The organism is Geobacillus sp. PK12 (genome assembly GCF_004123125.1).
GTDB classification, from domain to species: Bacteria; Bacillota; Bacilli; order Bacillales; family Anoxybacillaceae; genus Geobacillus; species Geobacillus zalihae.
This window is the reverse complement of the sequence record NZ_SDKL01000027.1, coordinates 15,610-35,608: the sequence shown is the minus strand read 5'-3', so window position 1 is coordinate 35,608 and position 19,999 is coordinate 15,610. Positions and strand designations below refer to the sequence as shown.

General features: G+C 52.9%; 22 protein-coding genes and 1 tRNA gene. 9 read left to right on the top strand and 14 right to left on the bottom strand.

The features are described 5' to 3' along the window. Nucleotides 1-209: 209 nt before the first annotated feature. From ETR37_RS10175 to ETR37_RS10165, 3 genes are all read left to right on the top strand, one after another. Nucleotides 210-668, top strand: a complete 459-nt coding sequence (locus ETR37_RS10175) for a CBO0543 family protein (protein ID WP_205728143.1) — start codon at nt 210-212, stop codon at nt 666-668. Between the two features lie 69 nt (nt 669-737). After that, nucleotides 738-1,070 (top strand): hypothetical protein, encoded by a 333-nt coding sequence (locus ETR37_RS10170; RefSeq protein ID WP_129447214.1) that lies wholly within the window; start codon nt 738-740, stop codon nt 1,068-1,070. 165 nt (nt 1,071-1,235) lie between these two features. Further along, the gene (locus tag ETR37_RS10165) at nt 1,236-1,703 is read left to right on the top strand and encodes a CBO0543 family protein (protein WP_020755134.1); all 468 of its coding nucleotides are present in this window, start codon (nt 1,236-1,238) and stop codon (nt 1,701-1,703) included. A gap of 59 nt (nt 1,704-1,762) precedes the next feature. Here the strand turns inward: ETR37_RS10165 and ETR37_RS10160 are convergent, their stop codons facing one another. The 5 genes from ETR37_RS10160 to ETR37_RS10140 all read right to left on the bottom strand — a co-directional run bounded on the left by ETR37_RS10160 (nt 1,763) and on the right by ETR37_RS10140 (nt 7,059). Then, complete coding sequence (locus ETR37_RS10160) at nt 1,763-2,734, bottom strand: sugar phosphate isomerase/epimerase family protein (RefSeq protein WP_020279282.1); 972 nt, start codon at nt 2,732-2,734, stop codon at nt 1,763-1,765. Between the two features lie 103 nt (nt 2,735-2,837). Further along, nucleotides 2,838-3,992: a Gfo/Idh/MocA family protein gene (locus ETR37_RS10155; protein WP_081132921.1), complete on the bottom strand. Its 1,155-nt coding sequence runs from the start codon at nt 3,990-3,992 to the stop codon at nt 2,838-2,840. Next, nucleotides 3,989-4,738, bottom strand: a complete 750-nt coding sequence (locus ETR37_RS10150; protein WP_129447213.1) for a ThuA domain-containing protein — start codon at nt 4,736-4,738, stop codon at nt 3,989-3,991. Before ETR37_RS10150 ends, ETR37_RS10155 begins: the two co-directional genes overlap by 4 nt. 93 nt (nt 4,739-4,831) lie before the next feature. Beyond that, entirely contained in the window at nt 4,832-5,911 is a 1,080-nt protein-coding gene (locus tag ETR37_RS10145) for a Gfo/Idh/MocA family protein (RefSeq protein ID WP_015375210.1), read from the bottom strand. Nucleotides 5,912-6,054: 143 nt separating this feature from the next. After that, nucleotides 6,055-7,059 (bottom strand): LacI family DNA-binding transcriptional regulator, encoded by a 1,005-nt coding sequence (locus ETR37_RS10140; protein ID WP_129447212.1) that lies wholly within the window; start codon nt 7,057-7,059, stop codon nt 6,055-6,057. A 256-nt stretch (nt 7,060-7,315) separates the two neighbouring features. Here ETR37_RS10140 and ETR37_RS10135 point away from each other — a divergent pair, with 256 nt between their 5' ends. Beyond that, nucleotides 7,316-8,212 carry an Rpn family recombination-promoting nuclease/putative transposase gene (locus ETR37_RS10135; RefSeq protein WP_129447211.1) on the top strand — a complete coding sequence of 299 codons (897 nt, stop codon included), beginning with the start codon at nt 7,316-7,318 and terminating at the stop codon, nt 8,210-8,212. Between the two features lie 204 nt (nt 8,213-8,416). Next, a complete protein-coding gene (locus tag ETR37_RS10130; protein WP_015375213.1) occupies nt 8,417-8,854 on the top strand; it encodes a GNAT family N-acetyltransferase in 438 nt (145 codons plus the stop codon). A gap of 100 nt (nt 8,855-8,954) precedes the next feature. Here the strand turns inward: ETR37_RS10130 and ETR37_RS10125 are convergent, their stop codons facing one another. The 8 genes from ETR37_RS10125 to ETR37_RS10090 form a co-directional block, all read right to left on the bottom strand. After that, nucleotides 8,955-10,250, bottom strand: coding sequence for an MFS transporter (locus ETR37_RS10125; RefSeq protein ID WP_015375214.1), 1,296 nt, complete (start codon nt 10,248-10,250; stop codon nt 8,955-8,957). Nucleotides 10,251-10,409: 159 nt separating this feature from the next. Then, nucleotides 10,410-10,856 carry a MaoC/PaaZ C-terminal domain-containing protein gene (locus ETR37_RS10120; protein ID WP_015375215.1) on the bottom strand — a complete coding sequence of 149 codons (447 nt, stop codon included), beginning with the start codon at nt 10,854-10,856 and terminating at the stop codon, nt 10,410-10,412. Between the two features lie 263 nt (nt 10,857-11,119). Next, a complete protein-coding gene (locus ETR37_RS10115) occupies nt 11,120-11,947 on the bottom strand; it encodes a carbohydrate ABC transporter permease (RefSeq protein WP_020754412.1) in 828 nt (275 codons plus the stop codon). 13 nt (nt 11,948-11,960) lie between these two features. Further along, a complete protein-coding gene (locus ETR37_RS10110; RefSeq protein WP_081132924.1) occupies nt 11,961-13,268 on the bottom strand; it encodes a carbohydrate ABC transporter permease in 1,308 nt (435 codons plus the stop codon). A gap of 181 nt (nt 13,269-13,449) precedes the next feature. Beyond that, nucleotides 13,450-14,766 (bottom strand): ABC transporter substrate-binding protein, encoded by a 1,317-nt coding sequence (locus ETR37_RS10105; protein WP_129447210.1) that lies wholly within the window; start codon nt 14,764-14,766, stop codon nt 13,450-13,452. Between the two features lie 428 nt (nt 14,767-15,194). After that, nucleotides 15,195-15,599 carry a hypothetical protein gene (locus ETR37_RS10100; protein WP_015375219.1) on the bottom strand — a complete coding sequence of 135 codons (405 nt, stop codon included), beginning with the start codon at nt 15,597-15,599 and terminating at the stop codon, nt 15,195-15,197. 13 nt (nt 15,600-15,612) lie between these two features. Then, a complete protein-coding gene (glsA, locus tag ETR37_RS10095; protein WP_033005078.1) occupies nt 15,613-16,539 on the bottom strand; it encodes a glutaminase A in 927 nt (308 codons plus the stop codon). 174 nt (nt 16,540-16,713) lie between these two features. After that, on the bottom strand, nt 16,714-17,289 hold the full coding sequence (locus tag ETR37_RS10090; protein ID WP_060788203.1) for a Uma2 family endonuclease: 576 nt from the start codon (nt 17,287-17,289) through the stop codon (nt 16,714-16,716). Nucleotides 17,290-17,424: 135 nt separating this feature from the next. Here ETR37_RS10090 and ETR37_RS10085 point away from each other — a divergent pair, with 135 nt between their 5' ends. The 3 genes from ETR37_RS10085 (at nt 17,425) to ETR37_RS10075 (ending at nt 18,322) form a co-directional block, all read left to right on the top strand. Beyond that, nucleotides 17,425-17,886, top strand: coding sequence for a Uma2 family endonuclease (locus tag ETR37_RS10085; protein ID WP_015375222.1), 462 nt, complete (start codon nt 17,425-17,427; stop codon nt 17,884-17,886). Beyond that, nucleotides 17,879-18,094, top strand: coding sequence for an MBL fold metallo-hydrolase (locus ETR37_RS10080; RefSeq protein WP_020754420.1), 216 nt, complete (start codon nt 17,879-17,881; stop codon nt 18,092-18,094). Before ETR37_RS10085 ends, ETR37_RS10080 begins: the two co-directional genes overlap by 8 nt. A gap of 154 nt (nt 18,095-18,248) precedes the next feature. Continuing rightward, a tRNA-Pro gene (locus ETR37_RS10075) sits at nt 18,249-18,322 on the top strand. A gap of 80 nt (nt 18,323-18,402) precedes the next feature. Here ETR37_RS10075 and bioF read toward each other — a convergent pair. Then, nucleotides 18,403-19,575, bottom strand: coding sequence for an 8-amino-7-oxononanoate synthase (gene bioF, locus ETR37_RS10070; protein WP_129447209.1), 1,173 nt, complete (start codon nt 19,573-19,575; stop codon nt 18,403-18,405). A gap of 207 nt (nt 19,576-19,782) precedes the next feature. On the opposite strand from bioF, the gene ETR37_RS10065 reads away from it, so the two are divergent. Then, a complete protein-coding gene (locus tag ETR37_RS10065; RefSeq protein WP_011231614.1) occupies nt 19,783-19,965 on the top strand; it encodes a small acid-soluble spore protein H in 183 nt (60 codons plus the stop codon). Nucleotides 19,966-19,999 lie beyond the last annotated feature (34 nt).

The window sequence follows — 19,999 nt, the reverse complement described above, 5'->3', positions numbered from 1 at the left end:
CGTTTGTGTGTTCAGTTGTAAATCTTTAATTCAACTTATATATTTTACAAAATTCCACTTTTTTTCATAGGACAGAACATACATAAGACCATCACTTCTAAGGCCTATTGCGCTGTCGTAAAATGAAAACACTAAAAAATTCACATACTCCCCCCTCCCTCATCCCATACTAAAGAAAAATCGACATCATTCGCATCCAGGGGGCGATCATGGAACAATGGATTCTTTGGGCGCTTGTTGCGGTCGGGGTGGGGCTTTTGTTGTTGAGTTTCCGCATTTTGCCAGCGCGGGATGTATGGGTGTCGTTTTTGCTGAATGCATATGCGGCGAGTTTTTTCGGTTCGATCGTGGCAGGGGCCGGGCTGCTCGAGTATCCGGTCCGTTTTTTTGCTTCTTATACAAATAACAGCGTCATTTTTGAATATCTTCTCTATCCGGTTGTCAGTGTATACGTCTATGCCACCTCGCGCCGAGCGCGCTGGCCGGGTGTGGCGGCGCAATGCGCGGGGTATGCGGCGGTGCTGACGGCCCTTGAGGTTGTCTTTGAACGGCATACGGATTTGATCGAATATCATGGTTGGAAGTGGGAATACTCACTCGTTACAATGTTTCTGTTGACGTTGGCCGTTCGGTTGCTCGCTGGGCGAATGCTGAGACGAAATGAGTGAGCCAGCATGTCTATTTTTGCCCGTTTGGCGCTATACATATAGTATCATGTCCAAAAGGAGGCAAACGGGATGGTGCTGTTTGACATCAAACACCGCCTGTATTATGAAGCCATCAATTCCGCGCGTCCAAAAATGGCGCCGATCCGCCAAGACCGGGCGTGGGGGTATGTATGGAAGAACGTCAATGGCCAGCGGGTGAAGTTTTGGATCGATTTCCGGCGCGGGCGGTACATGTATTTTGAGTATGGGCGCAAGTGGTACCGGGTCGCGTACTTGCAGGCAAACGGAAAAAAGTCAGGCGATGATGTGTTGGATGGCGCGATGATCGATTTGACGGTGGACGGGCACCGGCTGCTGTTCATGAAAGGGCGCGTAGGCCGTCAAACGGCGCGGGCGGTATAAAGCAGGCGGTTGGCCCCTCTGCGGGCGTTGGGGGTCTCTTTCGCGATTGGTGCAGCGGGTGGGCGGCGTTCTAGTTTGGGGCAAACACAACTGGACGGAATAAGATCGTTGTTCGGCTGTGCATACTAGCAAAGTAGGCAAATTCTTCACAGGGGACAATAAGCCATGGACCGGATCCATTTGTGGGCGCTGCTTGTTGTTGGGATGATCTTGTTGTTTTTCGCCTTGCGAACCCCGCCAGTCAAGGAAAAGGTGATAGTGTTCCTGTTGAAAGCGTATTTTTCTACTTTTTTTGGGGTGATCGTCGTTGAAGACCATTGGCTTGAGTATCCCGTCCGGTTTTTAGGGCGCTATTTCGAGACGAGCGTTTTGTTTGAATACTTCCTGTATCCGATCATCTGTGTGTATTTCTATCAAACTTCCCGCCGCTCGCGCCTTCCTGGAATCATCGGCCAATGTGCGCTGTATGCCGCTGCGTTAACGGCTGTTGAGGTGTTGTATGAAAAGCATACGGATTTGATTGAGTATCATCGATGGACATGGATGCATTCATTTGTCACCATTTTTGCCTTATCGTTTTTCGTCCGCATGTTGATGAAGCTCATTGACAAATGGGGGCAGACGGTTGGCTGACTGGCGCAGGCGTTTGAAACGGCAGGCGGCAAGGGATCGTGTTCCCTTGCCGCTATTTTTTACGCCCACCACATCTCCGGCAGTTCTTCTTTGAACAGCACCTTTTTCAAAAGCGCGACGGCTTTGGACAGCCCTTCATCGATCGAAGCGAGCATGTCTTCATGTTCGATCGACAGCACGTAGTCGTAGCCGACGGCGCGCAGGGCGCTGACGATGTCGCGCCACATTTTTTCGCTTTGTCCGTAGCCGACGGTGCGGAACACCCATGAGCGGTCGAGGATTTGGCTGTAATGTTTCGTATCGAGCACGCCGTTTTTGCGGATGTTCGTTTCGTCTAGGTACGTGTCTTTCGCATGGACATGGAAAATCGCTTTTTCGCGGCCGAGCAGTTTGATCGCCTCAACCGGGTCGATGCCTTGCCAAAGCAGGTGGCTCGGGTCGAAGTTGGCGCCGATCGCGTCGCCGACATGTTCGCGCAGTTTGAGGAGCGTTTCCGGGTTGTAGACGACAAAGCCCGGATGCATTTCAAAAGCGATTTGCGTGATGCCGTGCTCCTTGGCGAACGCGGCTTCTTCGCGCCAGTACGGAATGACGACTTCTTCCCATTGCCATTTTAAAATTTCCAAGTAATCCGGCGGCCAGGAGCATGTGACCCAGTTCGGGTATTTGGCGCCGGGATGGTCGCCCGGGCAGCCGGAGAAGGCGTTGATGACCGGGACTTCGAGCTGCTCGGCGAGCCTGACCGTTTTCCGCCACGTGTCATGTGACTGTTTCGCGAACGTTTTGTCCGGATGAAGCGGGTTGCCATGGCAGCTTAACGCGCTGATGACGAGGCCGCGGTCGGCGACAGCTTTTTTCAGCGCTTTGATGTTTTCCGGCTGATCCAACAGCGCGTCGGGATCGCAATGGGCGCTGCCCGGGTAATTGCCGGTGCCAAGCTCAACGGCTTCGATGCCCATGGCGGCGACTTTGTCCAGCATTTCCTCAAACGGCAGCTGCTGATACAAGACGGTGAATACGCCTACTTTCATTTTGTCATTCTCCCCCTTTTGACGGCGCGCAACGGCCGGACGGCCGCCGCGCCGCGCTGTTGTTGCTTCTCGTCGGATGAGCGGATCGAACGAACTCCCACGCTTATTCCGCCACCCGCACCCATTGTTTCGTGCGATGACTTTCCAAAATGGCGTCGACGATCCTCATCGTATGGTGGCCGTCGGCGATCGTCGCAAACGGCAGTTCCCCAAGCGCCTCGCCGCGTTGTTTCCGGATGATGGCGCCATAAAAATCACGGAACAAATTTTTCAGCCCGTCCGGCCAGCCTTCTTCATGGCCGCCCGGGTAATGGGCGTAAGCGGCGGCTTGCGGCGACAAAAGCGCCGGGTCGCGGACGATTTCTTCGTTCGGGCCGCTGCGGCGCCCGACCCAGAGGCGGTTCGGGTGCTCTTGGTCCCAGGCGAGCGTCATCTCATCGGCGGCGATTTCAAAATAGAGCCGGTTTTTGCGGCCGGCGCTCACTTGGGAAATCGTAAACGCCCCGTGGGTGCCGTCGTCAAAATGGACGAGCACGCTGCCGCCGTCTTCCGTGTCAATCTGGACGGGCTCGGCGTCTTGGCTGCGGCCGGATGTGAACGTGCTCCCTTCCTGCTTCGGCTTGTAGCGGACCGGATGGACAGTGCGCAAGTCGGCGAACACTTCGACGATTTTCTTGCCGAGCACGTATTGCACCGTGTCGCACCAATGCGAACCGATGTCGGCGATGGCGCGCGACGGGCCGTTTTGCGCCGGGTCGAGCCGCCAGTTGTAGTCCGTGTCATACAAGAGCCAGTCTTGCACATAGCCGCCGTACACGAAATGAACGCGCTTCGCCTCACGGGCGAGCCGCTCTTTCGCCTCGACAACGAGCGGGTAGTGGCGGTAGTTGAAGCAGACCGCGCTAAGGCTTTCGCTTTGTGCAGCGAGCCGCTTTAATTCCGCCGACTGTTCGCTGTCCATGGCGAGCGGCTTCTCCGACAACAAATGTTTCCCTGCCTCGAGCGCGGCCTTGTTGATCGGGAAATGGAGGACGTTGCGCGTGCAGTTGTGCACGGCTTCGACGTCCGGGTCGTCAATTAAAGCGCGGTAGTCGCCGTACGCTTTCGGAATCCCGAATCGGCGCGCGGCTTCCTCCGCTTTTTCTTGGCTGCTTGAGGCGATGGCGACGATGTTCACAAACGGCAGGCGGCGGAGCGCCTCAATATGGGAAGAAGCGGAAAAGCCGGTGCCGATAATACCGACGTTGATCCGGTTCATGGCGTCCCCCCTCCTTGTTTCGCTTTGATCGGCTCAAGCGGCTTGACGTTGCCGAAAACGATTTCCCCGCGGTTGACCGGCGCGGCCCAGCGGACGGCGTTGGCGATCACTTTCAGCACATCCGGGTGATGGTACGTCGGATACGTTTCATGGCCGGGGCGGAAGTAGAAAATTTTCCCTTTCCCGCGCGTGAACGTGCAGCCGCTGCGGAACACTTCTCCACCTTCAAACCAGCTGATGAAAATCGTTTCGTCCGGCTCTGGGATGTCGAAAAACTCGCCGTACATTTCTTCCTGCTCAAGCTCGATGTACGGACCGATTCCTTCGACGATCGGATGGCCCGGGGCGACGACCCAGAGACGCTCTTTTTCATCCGCCTCGCGCCATTTCAAATTGCATGTCGTCCCCATCAGCGTTTTGAAAATTTTCGAGAAATGGCCGGAATGAAGGACAATGAGCCCCATTCCTTCGAGCACGCGGCGGTGGACGCGTTCGACCACCTCATCTTTCACTTCGTCATGGGCGATATGCCCCCACCAGATCAAGACGTCGCACCGGTCGAGCACCTCGTCGGTCAAGCCGTGCTCCGGTTCGTCCAAGACAGCGGTCGCGGCGTCAAATCCCGCTTCAGCCAGGTAGCTCGCGATGACAGTATGCATGCCTTCCGGATAAATCGCTCTTACTTGTTCATTTTTCTTTTCATGGCGAAATTCGTTCCAGACGACGACGCGGATGGGTGTAGTCATTCATGGATCCCCCTTGTTTTTTTCGGATTGCGTTCATAAAGGCAAGGACGGCTTGTTTTTGGTTCACAGCTCGCGGGAAGCCAGCACCGCTTCTCACCATTCAATGCGGACTTGCCGCCCTTGTTCGGACGACTCGTAAATCGCTTCCAACACTTTAGCGATCATAAGCCCTTGTTCCGCCGTGCAAAGCGGTGCCGTCTCCTCCGTGATGCTCGTGACAAAGTGGTCAAGGAGCGCCACCCGTTCGCCCTGGTCCTCAAAATGGAGCGTGACATCGGCCGGAACGCCGTGTTCGTTGCGGAACCATTTCACTTCTTGGCGGTTGCCGGCGATGTTCCACTCCCAGCGCACGCCGCCTTCCGTGCCAAGAAATTCGACATATGCCCGCTCTTCTTCAATGTGCGACGCCCAGCTCGTCTCCAGCAGCACCGTCGCGTCGTTTTCGAGCTGGATGAACGCCGCGGCGAAATCTTCGACCGTATAGGCGGCATCAGGCGAAAACGTCGTTCCCGGCCATGCCCCTTGGCGACGCGGGCCAAACTTCGCGTACGTTTTCCCCGTCACGGCAACCGGGTTCGGATTGCCGAGCAGCCAAAGGGTCACATCGAGCATATGGACACCCAAGTCAATGAGCGGACCGCCGCCGGAGCGCTCGCGGTCAAAAAACCATGCCCCCCATGCGGGAATGCCGCGGCGGCGCACCCAGCCCGTTTTCGCGTAATAAATCTCGCCGAACGCACCGGATTGAATTCGCTCATGCAGCCATTGCGCCGCTTGGCGGAAGCGGTTGTTCAACGACACCATAAACTGTTTTCCCGACTCATCACGGGCGCGGATGATGGCATCGGCCTCTTCCGCTTTCGTCACCATCGGCTTTTCGCAAAGCACGTGTTTCCCGGCCCGCAAGCTGTCGACCGCCACTTGGGCGTGCAAAAAATTCGGCACGGTAATGATGACGGCATCGACATCTGGTGAGGCGAGCAGTTCCTTGTAGTCGCGATACACTTCACGGATGCCGTACGTTTTCGCTTTCTCCGCGGCCGCTTGTTCATTGACGTCGCAAATCGCCTGCAAGACGACGCGCTCGGGCAGGGCGAGCGCCGCCTTGATATGTTCTTTGGAAATCCCTCCGGCTCCAATCAAGCCGAGGCGGATTGGAATCGTGTTTCCCATGTCCTTTTCCCCCTTGCATTTTATGTTTGCGGCTTCCATATTCCATCGGTTCTCCCATCATTCCTCGTGATGTAATCGATTACATCATCACCGGAAAATCCGCCCGTCCCCCAGGACCGGAACGGGACGCTCTGTCCAGTTCTTCAGACAGAGCGCCCGCCTCCACATGAATCGCGGATGACAAGCCGGTCGGGAAGAACGAGCTGGCGCCGCTCGACATCGATTCCTTCAATGAGCCGAAGCAGCAACTCCATCGCTTTTTGGCCGATCTCAAACATCGGCTGGGCGATGGTTGTAAGGCTCGGTTCAAAAATCGAGGCCATGTGAATGTCGTCAAATCCGACAACGGCTACATCGTCGGGAACGCGCCCGCCGCGATGGCGAACCGCTTTGATCGCCCCAATCGCCATCTCATCGTTGGCGGCGAAAATCGCGGTTGGCGGCTTCTCAAGGGCGAGTAGCTTGAGCGTCAAATGATATCCGGACTCATAGGTAAAATCGCCTTCCTGCACGAGCGCAGCGTCCGCCTCAAGCTCATGCTGCGCCAGCGCCTGTTGGTAGCCGCGCAGCCGGTCGCGGCTTAAAATGATGTTCATTGGCCCGGACAGGTGGGCAATGCGGCGATGGCCGAGGCGGATCAAGTGTTCGGTCGCCTTACGGGCGCTGCTGATGTTGTCGATCGAAACGGTCGGGATGTCCGCCCCTTCCAAATACTCGCACGCCAAGACGATCGGAAACTGGCGCGCCATCTCTTCCATCAGCTCTTTGCGGATGCGGGCGGTCAAAAAAATCATCCCGTCGACTTGCCGCTGCGGCAATACGTTCAAATATTGCTCCTCAAGCCGCGCGTCATTTTGCGTATCGCCAAGCAGCACTTGATAGCCGTGCTTGAGGGCGACCGCTTCAATGCCGCGCAGCACTTTCGAGAAAAATGGATTCGTAATATCGGGCACGACGACGAGCACCGTCTCGGTCTCCATCCGCCGCAAATACCGGCCGAGCACGTTCGGCTGGTAGTTCAGCGCTTCAATGGCTTCAAGCACGCGCTGCCTTGTCTCCTCGGTGACGTTGCCCGTGTTGCGCAACACGCGCGACACGGTCGCCGTCGATACGTTCGCCCGCTTCGCCACGTCTTTTATGCTTGCCATTGGTCGTAGTCCTCTCGCTTATGTAATCGATTACATCACCATCGTATCGGAAAGACAGGACGGTTGTCAAGCGTTGTTTTTCCTATCCGTCTCAGACATGGGTTGCTCCTTCTTTTTGGCGAAATGCCGTTGATTGGCTGGTGACAGCCGTTTTTCCACCAGCCTTCTCGTAATCGATTTTTTATAGTTTCCATGCAGGATTTTTTCTTCTGCTCACGAATCAATATGATGTAAAGTTTCAAAGCGAGGTGATCGAATGGCCATTGACCATGACCGATTGTTCAAAGAACTAATCCAAACGTTCTTCGAAGAGTTTATTCTCCTCTTTTTCCCTGACATGCACGAACACATTGATTTCCGCCATTTGTCCTTTCTATCCGAAGAACTGTTCACCGATGTCACGGCAGGTGAAAAATACCGCGTCGATCTATTGGTTGAGACGAAGCTGAGAGCAGAAGACGGATTGATCATTGTGCATGTAGAAAACCAGGCGTATATCCAACCGTCATTCCCCGAGCGAATGTTTCTTTATTTCAGCCGTTTGTTCGAAAAATACCGCACCCGCATCGTTCCGATCGCCGTCTTCAGCTATGATGCCCTCCGCAAGGAACCGTCCGTATTCTCGATCGAGTTTCCCTTTGGCGACGTGCTGCAGTTTCGCTTTTTCCCCGTAGAGCTGCGCAAGAAACATTGGCGGGATTATATTCGGCATGACAATCCGATTGCGGCTGCCCTTCTTGGCAAAATGGGGTATACTGAAAGTGAGAAAGTCGAGTTGAAAAAAGAGTTTTTGCGCATGTTGGTGCGATTGGAGCTGGATGAAGCGAGGCAGCGGCTGCTGTTGGGCTTTTTTGAAACATATGTGAAGCTGTCGGAGGAGGAAGAGCAACAACTGCAAAGAGAGGTGAAGGCGATGGAAACGAAAGAAAGAGAGAAAGTGTTGGAGCTGATCATTTCCTATGAGCAAAAGGGAAGGAAAGAGGGATTGGAAGAAGGAATGAAACGCGGGATTGAACAAGGGATCAAGCAAGGAATGAAACAAGGAATGAAGCAACTGATTCGCAACATGGCGCGCAAAGGAATGACGGTGGAAGACATTGCCCGGTTGGTGGATCTCCCAGAGGAAGATGTTCGGGGATTGCTTGAAAAGTAGGGAAATCAAAAGCAAGTGGATGGCCCTGGAAAATACCGAAAGAAGACGGTTGGCGGCGACAAGCGGCCAACCGATCGTCGTACGAACAGCATGGCCTAAAGATGCCCGGAGACCGCCGTGTTTGTGAAGCCCGTGACTTTCGAAGATCCAGTGCCTAAAAAAGCCTAACCAACCATCTATGAATCATTGGGAGAGGGGAACTCCATGGAAATTAGAAAACCAAACGATTCGGAATACAAAACGATTTTATCACTCACACCACAAGCATTATTCGAAGGCACATTAGGCGAAGCAAAACCGTCAGATGAAAAAGTCAAACAACTGATTGAGCCATTATTGCAGAAAGGGAGCTATTATTTGATCGCAACGGAAGGCAATCATCTGATAGGTTGGATTTTAATCGGAGCAAGTCAAGACCTGCTTACTGGGAAAAGATATGGATTCATCTATGAATTGTTTGTGTTAGAAGAATTTAGAGGAAAGGGAATGGCAAGGAAATTAATAGAAGCCGGCATCGAACATTTGAAACAAGATGGATATTCAGAGGTTCGTTTGCGTGTATATGCAGGAAATCAAGCGATGAAACTGTATGAAACACTCGGATTCAAGCACCACACCATTATCATGAGCATGAACGTGTAAGGCAAACATATCCCGCCCACCGTCATCCTTAGCAGGCGGCAAGAAGAAGCGCCTTTGCCCGAACGCAAAGGCGCCCATAGTGGTGTTCAGTCCGATTCATCTAATCAATCGCCTGGCGCGCACGGTCTTGCAGCATTTTCACCCCAGCGAGTGAAATCAAGCCCATGACGACGATATAGAAGGAGATGGCGGTGGCGCTGCCGTATTTGTGCAACAGCCACGTGCTGATGAGCGGGGCTGGGCCGCCGGCGATGATCGAGGCCAGCTGGTAGCCGAGCGAAGCGCCGCTGTAGCGAAGCCGCGTCGGGAAGTTTTCCGCGATCATGGCCGCCTGCGGGCCATACAGCATGCCGTGGAACACCATGGCCACGACCGTCGCCAAGAAGATGAGCCCGACGCTTTTCGTATTGACCAGCCAGTAATACGGAAACGCCCAAAGCATCAACAAAATCGTGCCCGTCATGTAGACGCGGCGGCGGCCCCACCGATCGGATAAATGGCCGGAATAGACGATCGAAAGCGCGTTGATCACCGCAGCGATAATCGTCACATTGACGAAAACGCTTTTTTCCATCCCCAAAAATGTCGTCCCATAGCTGACGATAAATGTGACAAAAATGTAGAATGACCCGTTTTCAATCACCCGCGCAAGCGCTGACCATAGAATTTCGCGCGGATGCTTGACCAGCACCTCGCCGACCGGCATCTTGCTCGTTTCTTGTTTTTTCATCGCTTCTTGGAACAGCGGCGATTCGAGCACTTTCAGCCGGATGTACAGCCCGATGGCGATGAGAAGGAAGCTTATGAGAAACGGAACGCGCCATCCCCACGCATAAAAGCTGTCGCCGCCCGCCGCAAGCATCAGCGTCGTCACAAGGGAAGAGGACAACAGCCCGAACGGCACGCCCATTTGCGGCAGCGAGGCCATAAACCCACGCCGTTTGCCTTCTTCCCACTCCATCGCAATCAAAATTGCGCCGCCCCATTCCCCGCCGACGCCAATGCCTTGAATGAGACGCAGCGCGGTCACTAGCACCGGCGCCCACAGGCCGATTTGCTCATAGGTCGGCATCAGGCCGATCAACGCCGTCGCCAATCCCATCAACAGCAGCGTGGCGACCAACGTCGCCTTCCGGCCGATGCGGTCGCCGAAATGGCCGAAAATCGCGGCGCCGACCGGCCTGGCGATAAATCCTAACGCAAAGGTGGTAAAGGATTGCATCAGGGCGACGTACGAATCTCCCTCTGGAAAGAATAATTGTGGAAACACGAGAGCGGCCATCGTCCCGTAAAGGAAGAAATCGTACCATTCAATCGTCGTGCCGACCACACTGGAAATCGCCGCCCGCTTTTTTTGACGCTTCAATTCCACCGTATCCATCATCGTTACAGCCATTCACAACACCCCTTTCACGCAATCAAAGTGCGCGCATCTCATGGAAACGGAAAAACAAATGGATGATAGCAAAAAAACGAACATAATGTTAGCGCTTCCAAAAACAAACCGTCATGGACTCGTTTCTTTGTCAGACCGTCATGACGTTTCACAAGCCCGTCATGGAGCTTTCCCTTCCCGCGCTACAAGCACATGCACAACGGCATCGACGACCGTTTCTTCCCGCTGGTTGACAATCCGCTGATGCACCGTGACGAGCCCGGCTTCCTCGCCCCGTTCCGTCAACCGCTTCACTTCCGATTCCACGTAAATCGTATCGCCGATTTTCACCGGACGGACGAAGCGGAGCGCGTCGATGCCGTAAAAAGCGAGCACACATCCCGGCTCCATCACCCATAGTCCCGTCGCCACCGACATTGTCAGCATCCCGTGGGCGATCCGTTCGCCAAACCGCGTCTGCCGTGCGTACTCGCGGTCGAGATGGAGCGGATAAAAATCACCGGAAACGCCGGCAAACTGCACAATATCAGCTTCGGTAATCGTCCGCCCGCGCGAACGGTGGCGCTCGCCAAGTGCATACTGTTCAAACGGACGGTCAAATCGCACGCCTTCCCCTCCTCTTGATTGGTGCAAAAAAGAGTAAAATGAAATTCCACCCCCTTCCGGTCTGACAGCTATATTTTTCTAATATTCAGAATATTGTCTGTGTAGATTTTCCTTTGCGCATCCCTCCCCGCCAGCCGTCTGTCATTAACATATGAACGGAGTGAAGCGGATAGAACTGCTCCTCCTCTGTTTCGTGTTTCAAAATGGGCATTACCCAAAAAACAAAAGGATGCTCACCTGGCATCCTTTTTCATGTTCGTTCTTTATTCTTTTACCGAGCCGGACGTGAGCCCAGAGACGATGCGGCGCTGAAACAACAGCACCATGATCACAAGCGGGATCGTCACCACCACGGTGGCTGCAGAAATTTCGCCCCACGGGATCGTATACTGGCCTTGGAACATGGCAATGCCGACCGGAACGGTTTTGTATGTTTCCGCTGTGTTGATCGTCAAGGCAAATAAAAATTCGTTCCATGCGGCAATGAAGACGAGAATGGACGTCGTAAACACCCCTGGCACAGCGAGCGGCAAAATGATTTTAAAATACGTCTGCATCGGCGTCGCCCCGTCCATTTTCGCCGCTTCTTCCAAGTCAAACGGAATCTTACGGAAAAAGGTGACAAGCAGCCAAATCGACAACGGCAAGGCAAACGTCGTATACGGAATGATCAATCCTAAGTAGCTGTTCGTCAACCCGAACTTTTTCACAAACATGTAAATCGGAGAAATGGTGGCAATTTGCGGAAACATGGATACAGCCAACACCAAGCCGAGAATGACCGTCTTGCCTTTAAATTCAAGGCGCGCGATCGCATAAGCCGCAAACGCGGCGACAAAGACCGTATACACCGTCGTAATGGTCGCCACGACCGTGCTGTTCCATAAATAGCGCAAAAACGGGTAATTGACAAAGACCGATACATAGGATTTTAAGGTCGGATGGCTCGTCAACCAATCGAACGCTTTGTCGCCAAACAATTCGCTAAGCGGCTTAATGGAACTGAGCAAAACCCATAAAAACGGAAACATCACAAAGAACACAAACAGGGCTAAAAACACGTAAAAGAGCGGACCTGCTTTTTTCGTCATGATCCCACCTCGCTTATCGTTTCACACTCGCGCTGTCAGACAGCAAATCCTTTCCAAGCCACTTAATATAAATCATCGAAATGATGGCTACGCAGAGAAATACAACGACCGCCAGCGCCGACCCCGCGCCGAAATTCGTCTGCGAGAACATGACTTTATACGCTAAAATCGAAATCGTCTCCGTCGAGTTCGCCGGCCCTCCGCCGGTTAAGACGTAAATCAGGTCGAACACGCGGAACGCATCGAGCGTGCGGAACAACAATGCGACTAAAATGCTTGATTTTAACATAGGCAGCGTGATTTGGGTGAATTGCTGCCATTTGGTGGCCCCGTCGATCGAGGCGGCCTCATACAACGAACTCGGAATCGTTTGCAGCCCGGCCAGCAGCAAAAGCGCCATATAAGGGGTTGTCTTCCATACATCGGCAAAAATGACCGCAAACATCGCCCCCGCTTCCGTCGTCAACAAATCTCCCATCCGGTCGACCAAACCGATTGTTTCAAAATAATGGGCGACAATGCCGTTTTGTCCATCATATAAAAATTTCCACATCAGCGCCGATACGGCAGTCGGAATCGCCCACGGAATCAAAATCGTCGCCCGCACCACCCCTCGTCCAAAAAAGGCCTTATTGATGAGCAACGCAATTCCGAGCCCTAACACTAGCTCAATGGCGACCGACACGACCGTAAAGAACGTCGTATTCCATAACGCCTTCCATAAGCGCATGTCGCTGAAGCTGTCCTTATAATGCTTGAGGCCGACAAAATTCGGCTCGATCACAACCCCTTCGAGCCCTTCGGCCAAGCCGACGACTTTATCCGCCTGCTGCAGTTCGCCCGCTTTTTTCATCTCCTTCAGCGCTCGGACGACATCATCAACCGTGTCGGTCAGCCGCTCGGCCGTCTGTTTGTCCAGCTCGACGATCTTCAGCTCATCGCTTGGCGTCTCGAAATTGTCGAGCACTTCGTTCACTTTGTCATATTGCCTTGCCACTTGATCATTCGAACGGATCGCCGCATCCAGTTTCGCGAGCTTTTGTTCGATTTGCGCCAACGTTTGTTTCGTTTGTCCATCCGCAGCCGCCATTTCCTGCTTAAGAGCGCTTTTGAGGAACGGATAGTTTTGTAGATATCCTTCCAGATCGAGGCTGTAACTCCAGTGAATCGACGATTTGGTCGGGTCGTTGAGCCGATAGTCGAACAAGCTGTAATAAAAAGACTGAATGACAGGCCAAATGGCAATCGCTAAAATGAGCAGCATGGCCGGTGCGACAAGCGAATAGCCTAATAGGCGCTCCATTCGCTTTTCATTCCTCATCGCTGTTCTCTCCCTTCTGCTTGGAAAAGGATATTAGCCTTCAGCACCGGGCAGATGACGGCCTGAAGGCTAATGAACCGAAAGTGGTCAAACAACATGGCGTTCTTTGTTTGGCTGATGGGGCATTGGCCGGCGTTGGCCGGATTCAGATCGGCCACAAGCGCCGACCCAGTCATTCGCCTTACTTATTCAAGGCTGCTTTCATTTCTTTTTCCATATTGGCCACGGCTTGTTCGACTGTCATCTCCCCGGCCAGCGCTTTCGATACGTTGATTTGGATGATTTCGGAAATTTCTGGATAGTTCGGGACGACCGGGCGAGGCACGGCCGCATTCAAAGCGTTGACAAACCCTTCTTCCGCAAAGAACGGATTCGCTTTCAACACTTCCTCATCCTTGAACAACTCAGGCAATGTCGGCGCCAAACCGCCATAAATCGCGGAAATTTTTTGCCCCTCCGGCCCCGTCATAAATTTGACAAATTCCCATGCTTCTTTCGGATGTTTCGAATATTTGTTGATCGCGGTCATCCAGCCGCCCAGCGCGGCAGCCGAACCTTTGTCTCCGGCCGGAAGCGGCGCCACGCCGACTTTGCCGACGATTTTCGATTGCTCTTGATCGTTGGCTAAAGCGTACTGGTATGGCCAGTTGCGGATAAACGGCGACTGCCCTTCAATGAACGCGGTATGGGATTCCGGTTCCATAAACGTTGTCACGTTGCTCGGCACGACATCCGATTGAACGATTTCGACCATTTTTTTCAAACCTTTAATAGCTTCGGGACTGTTGACGACGACGTTGCCGTTTTCGTCGACAATTTTCCCTCCATACGAAGCGATAAATTCTACCGCGTTGCAGACGAGCCCCTCATACTGCTTGGCCTGCATCAAATAACCGAACTTCGTGCCGCCTTTTCCTTTCAGCTCTTTTGCCGTCTTTAACAATTCATCCCATGTTTTCGGCACTTTCTCCTCAGGCACGAGGTCGGTGCGATAAAACAGCATACCGGTGTCAATAAATTTCGGCATTGCCCATTGCTTGCCATTAAAGTTGCCGGCCGCAAGCGCCCCTTGGTTGTATTTGCTGAGGTCAATGCCGTCTTTCTCAATAAAACGGTCGAGCGGCAGCGTATAACCCGCTTGTGCAAACTCCGCCGGCCAAATGACGTCAAGATCCATGACATCGATTTCCGATGACTGCGCATTTAACATCGTAACGTAAGCATCATGCTGCTTCCCGGTGTCAGCCGGCATTTCACGAAATTCAACATCGATGTTCGGATGCGCTTTTTCGAACGCTTCGATGATTTTTTCGGTCGCTTTCGTCGAATCTTGGCCGCGGGCATAGACAATTTTCACTTTTTCCGACTCGCCCGTGTTTCCTGCTTCTTTTTTGCTGTCTTGGCCCGTCTGGCTCTCGCTTTGGCCGCCGGAGCATGCCGCGAGCCCCATCGTAAGCGCTAACAAAACAGCCGATGTTTTGAGTGTCTTTTTCACCATGATTCTCCCCCTTTAAATTTTGGATTTGTCAAACACCACATGGCATCGCGTATAGTGGTTGCTTCGACTGCCCCAATCACCTCCTGGACATGACATCCATTGACGTTTGACTTGGCATCCCCCACTGCTTGTCTATACACATTCTTTGTAATCGATTACATACAAAACGATGAACACCCTCATGTCCGCTTTTTTCTTTCCTCTCGAAGCTGAAAACGTGCAGTGTTCCCATGCTTCCCTGTTCAACCAAAGCAACCTGTCTAGGCCGTCGGTCACCCTGCCCGCTTTGCCAGCTTCTTTTTGCACCTTGGTTATGTAATCGATTACAAAATCATCTTACATTGCCGAAAAATCGTTCGTCAAGTCCCTAAATGCTTTTTTTGCTTTATAAACAAAGAACCCCAAGCAAACTCGCTTGGGATGTTCCTTCACACCTCCACCGTCTTCCCTTCCTCGACGATATGATAAAGCAAATGCGCCAGGTGGTGGATCGGTCCGTATTCCTCTTCGCCGTCTTCCGTCATTTCTTCTTCGTCGGCGAATTCAAGGTCGTTCAAATACAGCGCCATAAATTCGTAAAAGTCTTTCAGCTCAAAGCTGTAGCACGCGCTCGGGTCTTCGTTGTCTTCTTCATATTGAAGCATTAAATACGATACGTTGCCTTCGTTGTCCTCAGCGTCGAAAAAGACGAAATAGCCGATATTGGTGTCAAGGTCAAACAGATGCCGCGTCCCGCCCTCGGTCGCCTTGTCAAAATCCTCTTGGCTCAACTTGCCGACGTTCATCGCTTCGACGTCGTCTTCGCGGTGAAACTGGACCGTAAATGTTTTCATCGTGATTGCCTCCTTAGAAAATGCTTAATGAATACGTTTTTGACAGCCGCTCGAGCAGTTTCACCCCGGTCAAGCTGTTCCCTTTATCATCGAGAGCCGGGCCGAAAATACCGATGCCGCACCGGCCCGGGACGGCGGCGAGAATGCCGCCTGAAACGCCGCTTTTCGCCGGAATGCCGACTTTGATGGCAAATTCCCCAGATGCGTTGTACATGCCGCACGTGACCATAAATGTTTTGCAAATGCGGGCGACATCAAGCGGCATGATCGGCTCGCCCGAATGCGGGTCGCGCCCGTCAAGCGCGAACACCAAGCCGATGCGCGCCAGGTCGATGCACGTCATTTCAATGGCGCACTGCTTCGTGTACAAATCCATCAGCTCTTCGACATCTTCGTCAATGATACGATGCTGCTTGAGAAAATAGCAAAGCGAACGGTTCAAAAACGCGGTTTCAAATTCGGAGCGGGCCACTTCCTCCGAATACGCGATCTGTTCGTTGCCCGCCAATCGGCGAACAAACGCCAACAGCCGTTCCAGCCGTTCGGACACCGAGCCGCCTTGAATCATCGACGTGACGACAAGCGCGCCGGCATTAATCATCGGATTCAGCGGCTTGGCAGGCTTTTCCTCTAATTTGGCAATGGAATGAAACGGATAATCCGTCGGCTCCATGCCGACTTTATGGAACACTTCATCTTCTCCGTGATCCATCAACACAAGGGCCAGGGCAAGAATTTTGGAAATGCTTTGCAGCGTCACTTTCACCGTCACATCCCCGGCGCTTGCCACCTTGCCGTCCGGGGTGTAAACGGCAACTGACAGTTCATTTGGATCGGCCTTGCCCAAGGCGGGAATGTAATCGGCTACTTTTCCATAGCGGGCGTACTGTTTCGCTTCTTCGACAAAGCGGACCAATTGTTCTTGACTGTACACAGGCATCACCGATCGTTAGTATCGCCTGTTTTTTCCGTTTCTATGCCCAAACGATGCAAACAGCGGCGATTTCAGACAGGGGGGGCGCTTTGCCCTCGCCAAGCGGACCGCCGGCAAAAACCGCCCCGCTCTCCTCCAGTCGGCGGCCTGAACCTGCTGTTTGAACAGCAGCCGTTTTTCTTATTCTTCTTCGGCAAATACGTTTTTTAATTCGATCGCAAATCCGGGAAACAGACGGACAGGAATCGTATCATCGCGGACATACATCCCTTGATGGCGGAATCTTCCTTCTTCGAGCACATAGACATCAATCGTCTCATTCATCGGATCGGCAATCCAATATTCTTTCACCCCTGCCCGCTCATAACGGTGAAATTTGACAATTTTGTCCTTGCGCACCGTCGATTTTGAAATAATCTCCACAACGAGATCCGGCACGCCGACAATTCGTTTTTCGCGAATTTTGCTTTTGTCGCAGACAACGACAAGATCTGGCTCAACCCATTCGCGAATTTGTTCCGGATCATCCCGATCCGCCAAACAAACGTCGATCGGAGCACCAAATACGGTGCATGTTTTCCCCCGCAAATATGTCGCAAATTCCACCAACAATTCACGTTGCACGGCCTGATGTTTCGGCGTCGGAGCGCGGGACATGTTGAAGACTTGGCCGTCAATGACCTCATAGCGTACATCTTCGTCGAGCAACATATATTGCGCATAAGTGAACGGCTGCCCTTTTCCCGGCGCTCGCATGAAAACGGCCTCCTTTCCTCTTTTCTTTTTAGTATACTTGAATACCACCTGGCAACCTAGCGTTTTCTTTTTCTCCACAACCCGTTGCAGACAAAGGAGAACCGTTTCAAGTATAATGAAAAAGAGGTGAGGAGCGTGCAAGAAGCCATCAACATGTCCACATCCCCGTCATGGGAACATCAAATCGTTTGCGACAATCTTGTTTCCGTGATCAAAGGAAAAAGCCCATGTCAACCGATTTCCAACTTGTCCGTGAAACTCGAGAAGAACGGAAACGTGATGAACGAGTTTATCCAGCCGGATGTCGCTGTCTATTGCGAACGGCCGGAAAAAATCATCGGCGGCTATAAGGGGCGGCCGCTCATCGTCATCGAGGTGGTCAGCCCGTCAACCTACAAAATCGATGTGACACTGAAAAAAGATTTGTACTGCGCCTACGGAGTGGAAGAATACTGGATCGTTGACCCATACAACAAAACGATCCGTCAGTGCACACTCGAACATGATCGATACGCCGAGACGATCATCGCCTGCGGCGAAACGTTCGATTCTGTGATCGGAACGATTGACACTGCGCTCGTGTTTCAAGGTGTTTAACCGCCTGTTGATCGCCGGCGACGCCCTCTCCACCGAAGCCGGGCGACTATGGGCGGAATTCGGCGGCACACCTGATATGGGCGAAGCCATGCACTCTGTCCGCAAATTGCTTGAATTTGATATCGAGACGGCCATCTGTTACCACGGTGAAGCATGCCGCGGCGATATTCGCGAACAATTGGAGCGAATTGTTTCATCGATGGCATAACCTCATTCGGCGGCACAGCCCTGACAGACGAAGCCTTCTTTTTTGTTAACATCGGGGATGCCGACAACGGCATCCTTTTCTGATTTCCTGAAAAATTAGCCATTGATCTTATCCCGTTTTTCTTGTATAATGAAGTATGTCTGACAAACCATTTCGGGATGTAGCTCAGCTTGGTAGAGCACACGCATGGGGTGCGTGGGGTCGCAGGTTCAAATCCTGTCATCCCGATCGAAGGAAACCAGCCGAAAAAACGTTCGGCTGGTTTTTTTGTTCTCTCACGCGTTTCCTCCTCGTGACGCCGTTTTTCCCTATGAAATCAATCCAATCTGCCTTCCTGCCCAAGCGATACGGTCAACCGCCATATCAATGTCTTCTTCCGTCATCGCGGCGGTGATGGAAAAGCGAATGCGCGCCGTTCCCTCAGGGACGGTCGGCGGCCGGATGGCGATTGCGGCAAGGCCCGCTTCCTGCAGCAACTCGCTCATCGCCACAGCCTGGTCGTTCGGGCCGACGATCACCGGAACGATCGGCGTCTCGCTGCCGCCGGTGTCAAACCCAAGCTGTTTCAGTTTCGTGCGGAACTGTTCGCTTAAGGCGTGCAGCCGCTCGCGCCGCTTTGGCTCGGATTGAACGATATGAATAGCCGCTTCATTGGCGGCGAGAACCGCCGGCGGCAAGGCGGTGGTAAAAATGAAGCTGCGGGCGCTGTTGATCAAATAGTCGACCAGCCACGGCTCTCCTGTTACATACGCGCCAAAGCTGCCAAGCGCTTTGCTGAAGGTGCCGATGGCGATTACATCCTCTTCCTTCTCAAGCCCGAAATGGTGAAGCAGCCCTTCGCCGTTCGGTCCAAACACACCGCCGCTGTGTGCTTCATCGACAATCAATATCGCGCGGTAGCGCCGTTTCAACTCGACAAGCTTCGGTAGTGGCGCTAGATCGCCGTCCATGCTGAAGACGGCATCGGTGACGATCCATTTCCGCTTATCGGGCGGAGATTGCTTCAACAATGATTCCAGCTGATCGATGTCGTTATGCCGATAGCAGAAACAGGCGGCTTTGCTCAAGCGGATGCCATCAATCAAGCTCGCATGGTTCAACTCGTCACTAAAAACAAGATCATCGCGGCCGACTAACGCTGTCAATACGCCGATGTTGGCCGTGTAGCCGCTGTTGAAAATAAGCGCCGCTTCTGCTCTTTTCCATTGTTTCAATGCGGCTTCCGCCCGCTCATAGAGCGGATGATTGCCGACGACGAGCCGCGACGCGCCCGCTCCGGCTCCGTAGGTTCGCATCGCCTCACAGCCCGCCTCAATCAGCCGCCTATCATCCGCTAACCCTAAATAATTATTGGACGCTAAATTCAACATCGGCTTTCCGTCCAACATGACCGAAGCGCCTGACGCCTCTGCCCGGCGCAGCTGGCGCTTTTGCGCTTTTTGTTCCCATTCGAGCAGTTGGGCGGTTAGTTCGGTTTTCATCCCTATCCCTCCTTATATGTAAACTGTTTATAAAAAATAGTTTACATTAAAACCCGCAACTCGGCTAGGAAAAGATGATCGGTTTTGTTAATTGATTATTTAGCACATTGTTTTGGAAATTATTCTTTTCCACCCTCGACCGCATGCATAGTTCAATCGCAGACATGTCATACTATGCGTGTTATCGGCAAAAAGGAGGTGGTGGAAATGGACGTCCGTCGGGCGCAAGAAATCGCGTCGTCGCCGGTGATGGCAAACGTCACGTACAACGGCCAGCGCATTTACATTGAGCATGTTGACCAACAAAAAGGCGTAGCAACGATCCACCCGCTTGACAACCCAAATCAAAAGCAAAGCGTGCCGGTCGCAAGCTTAGAGGAGCATTCGTAACGAAAAAAGCGAGAGAAAGGACGCGTCCTTTCTC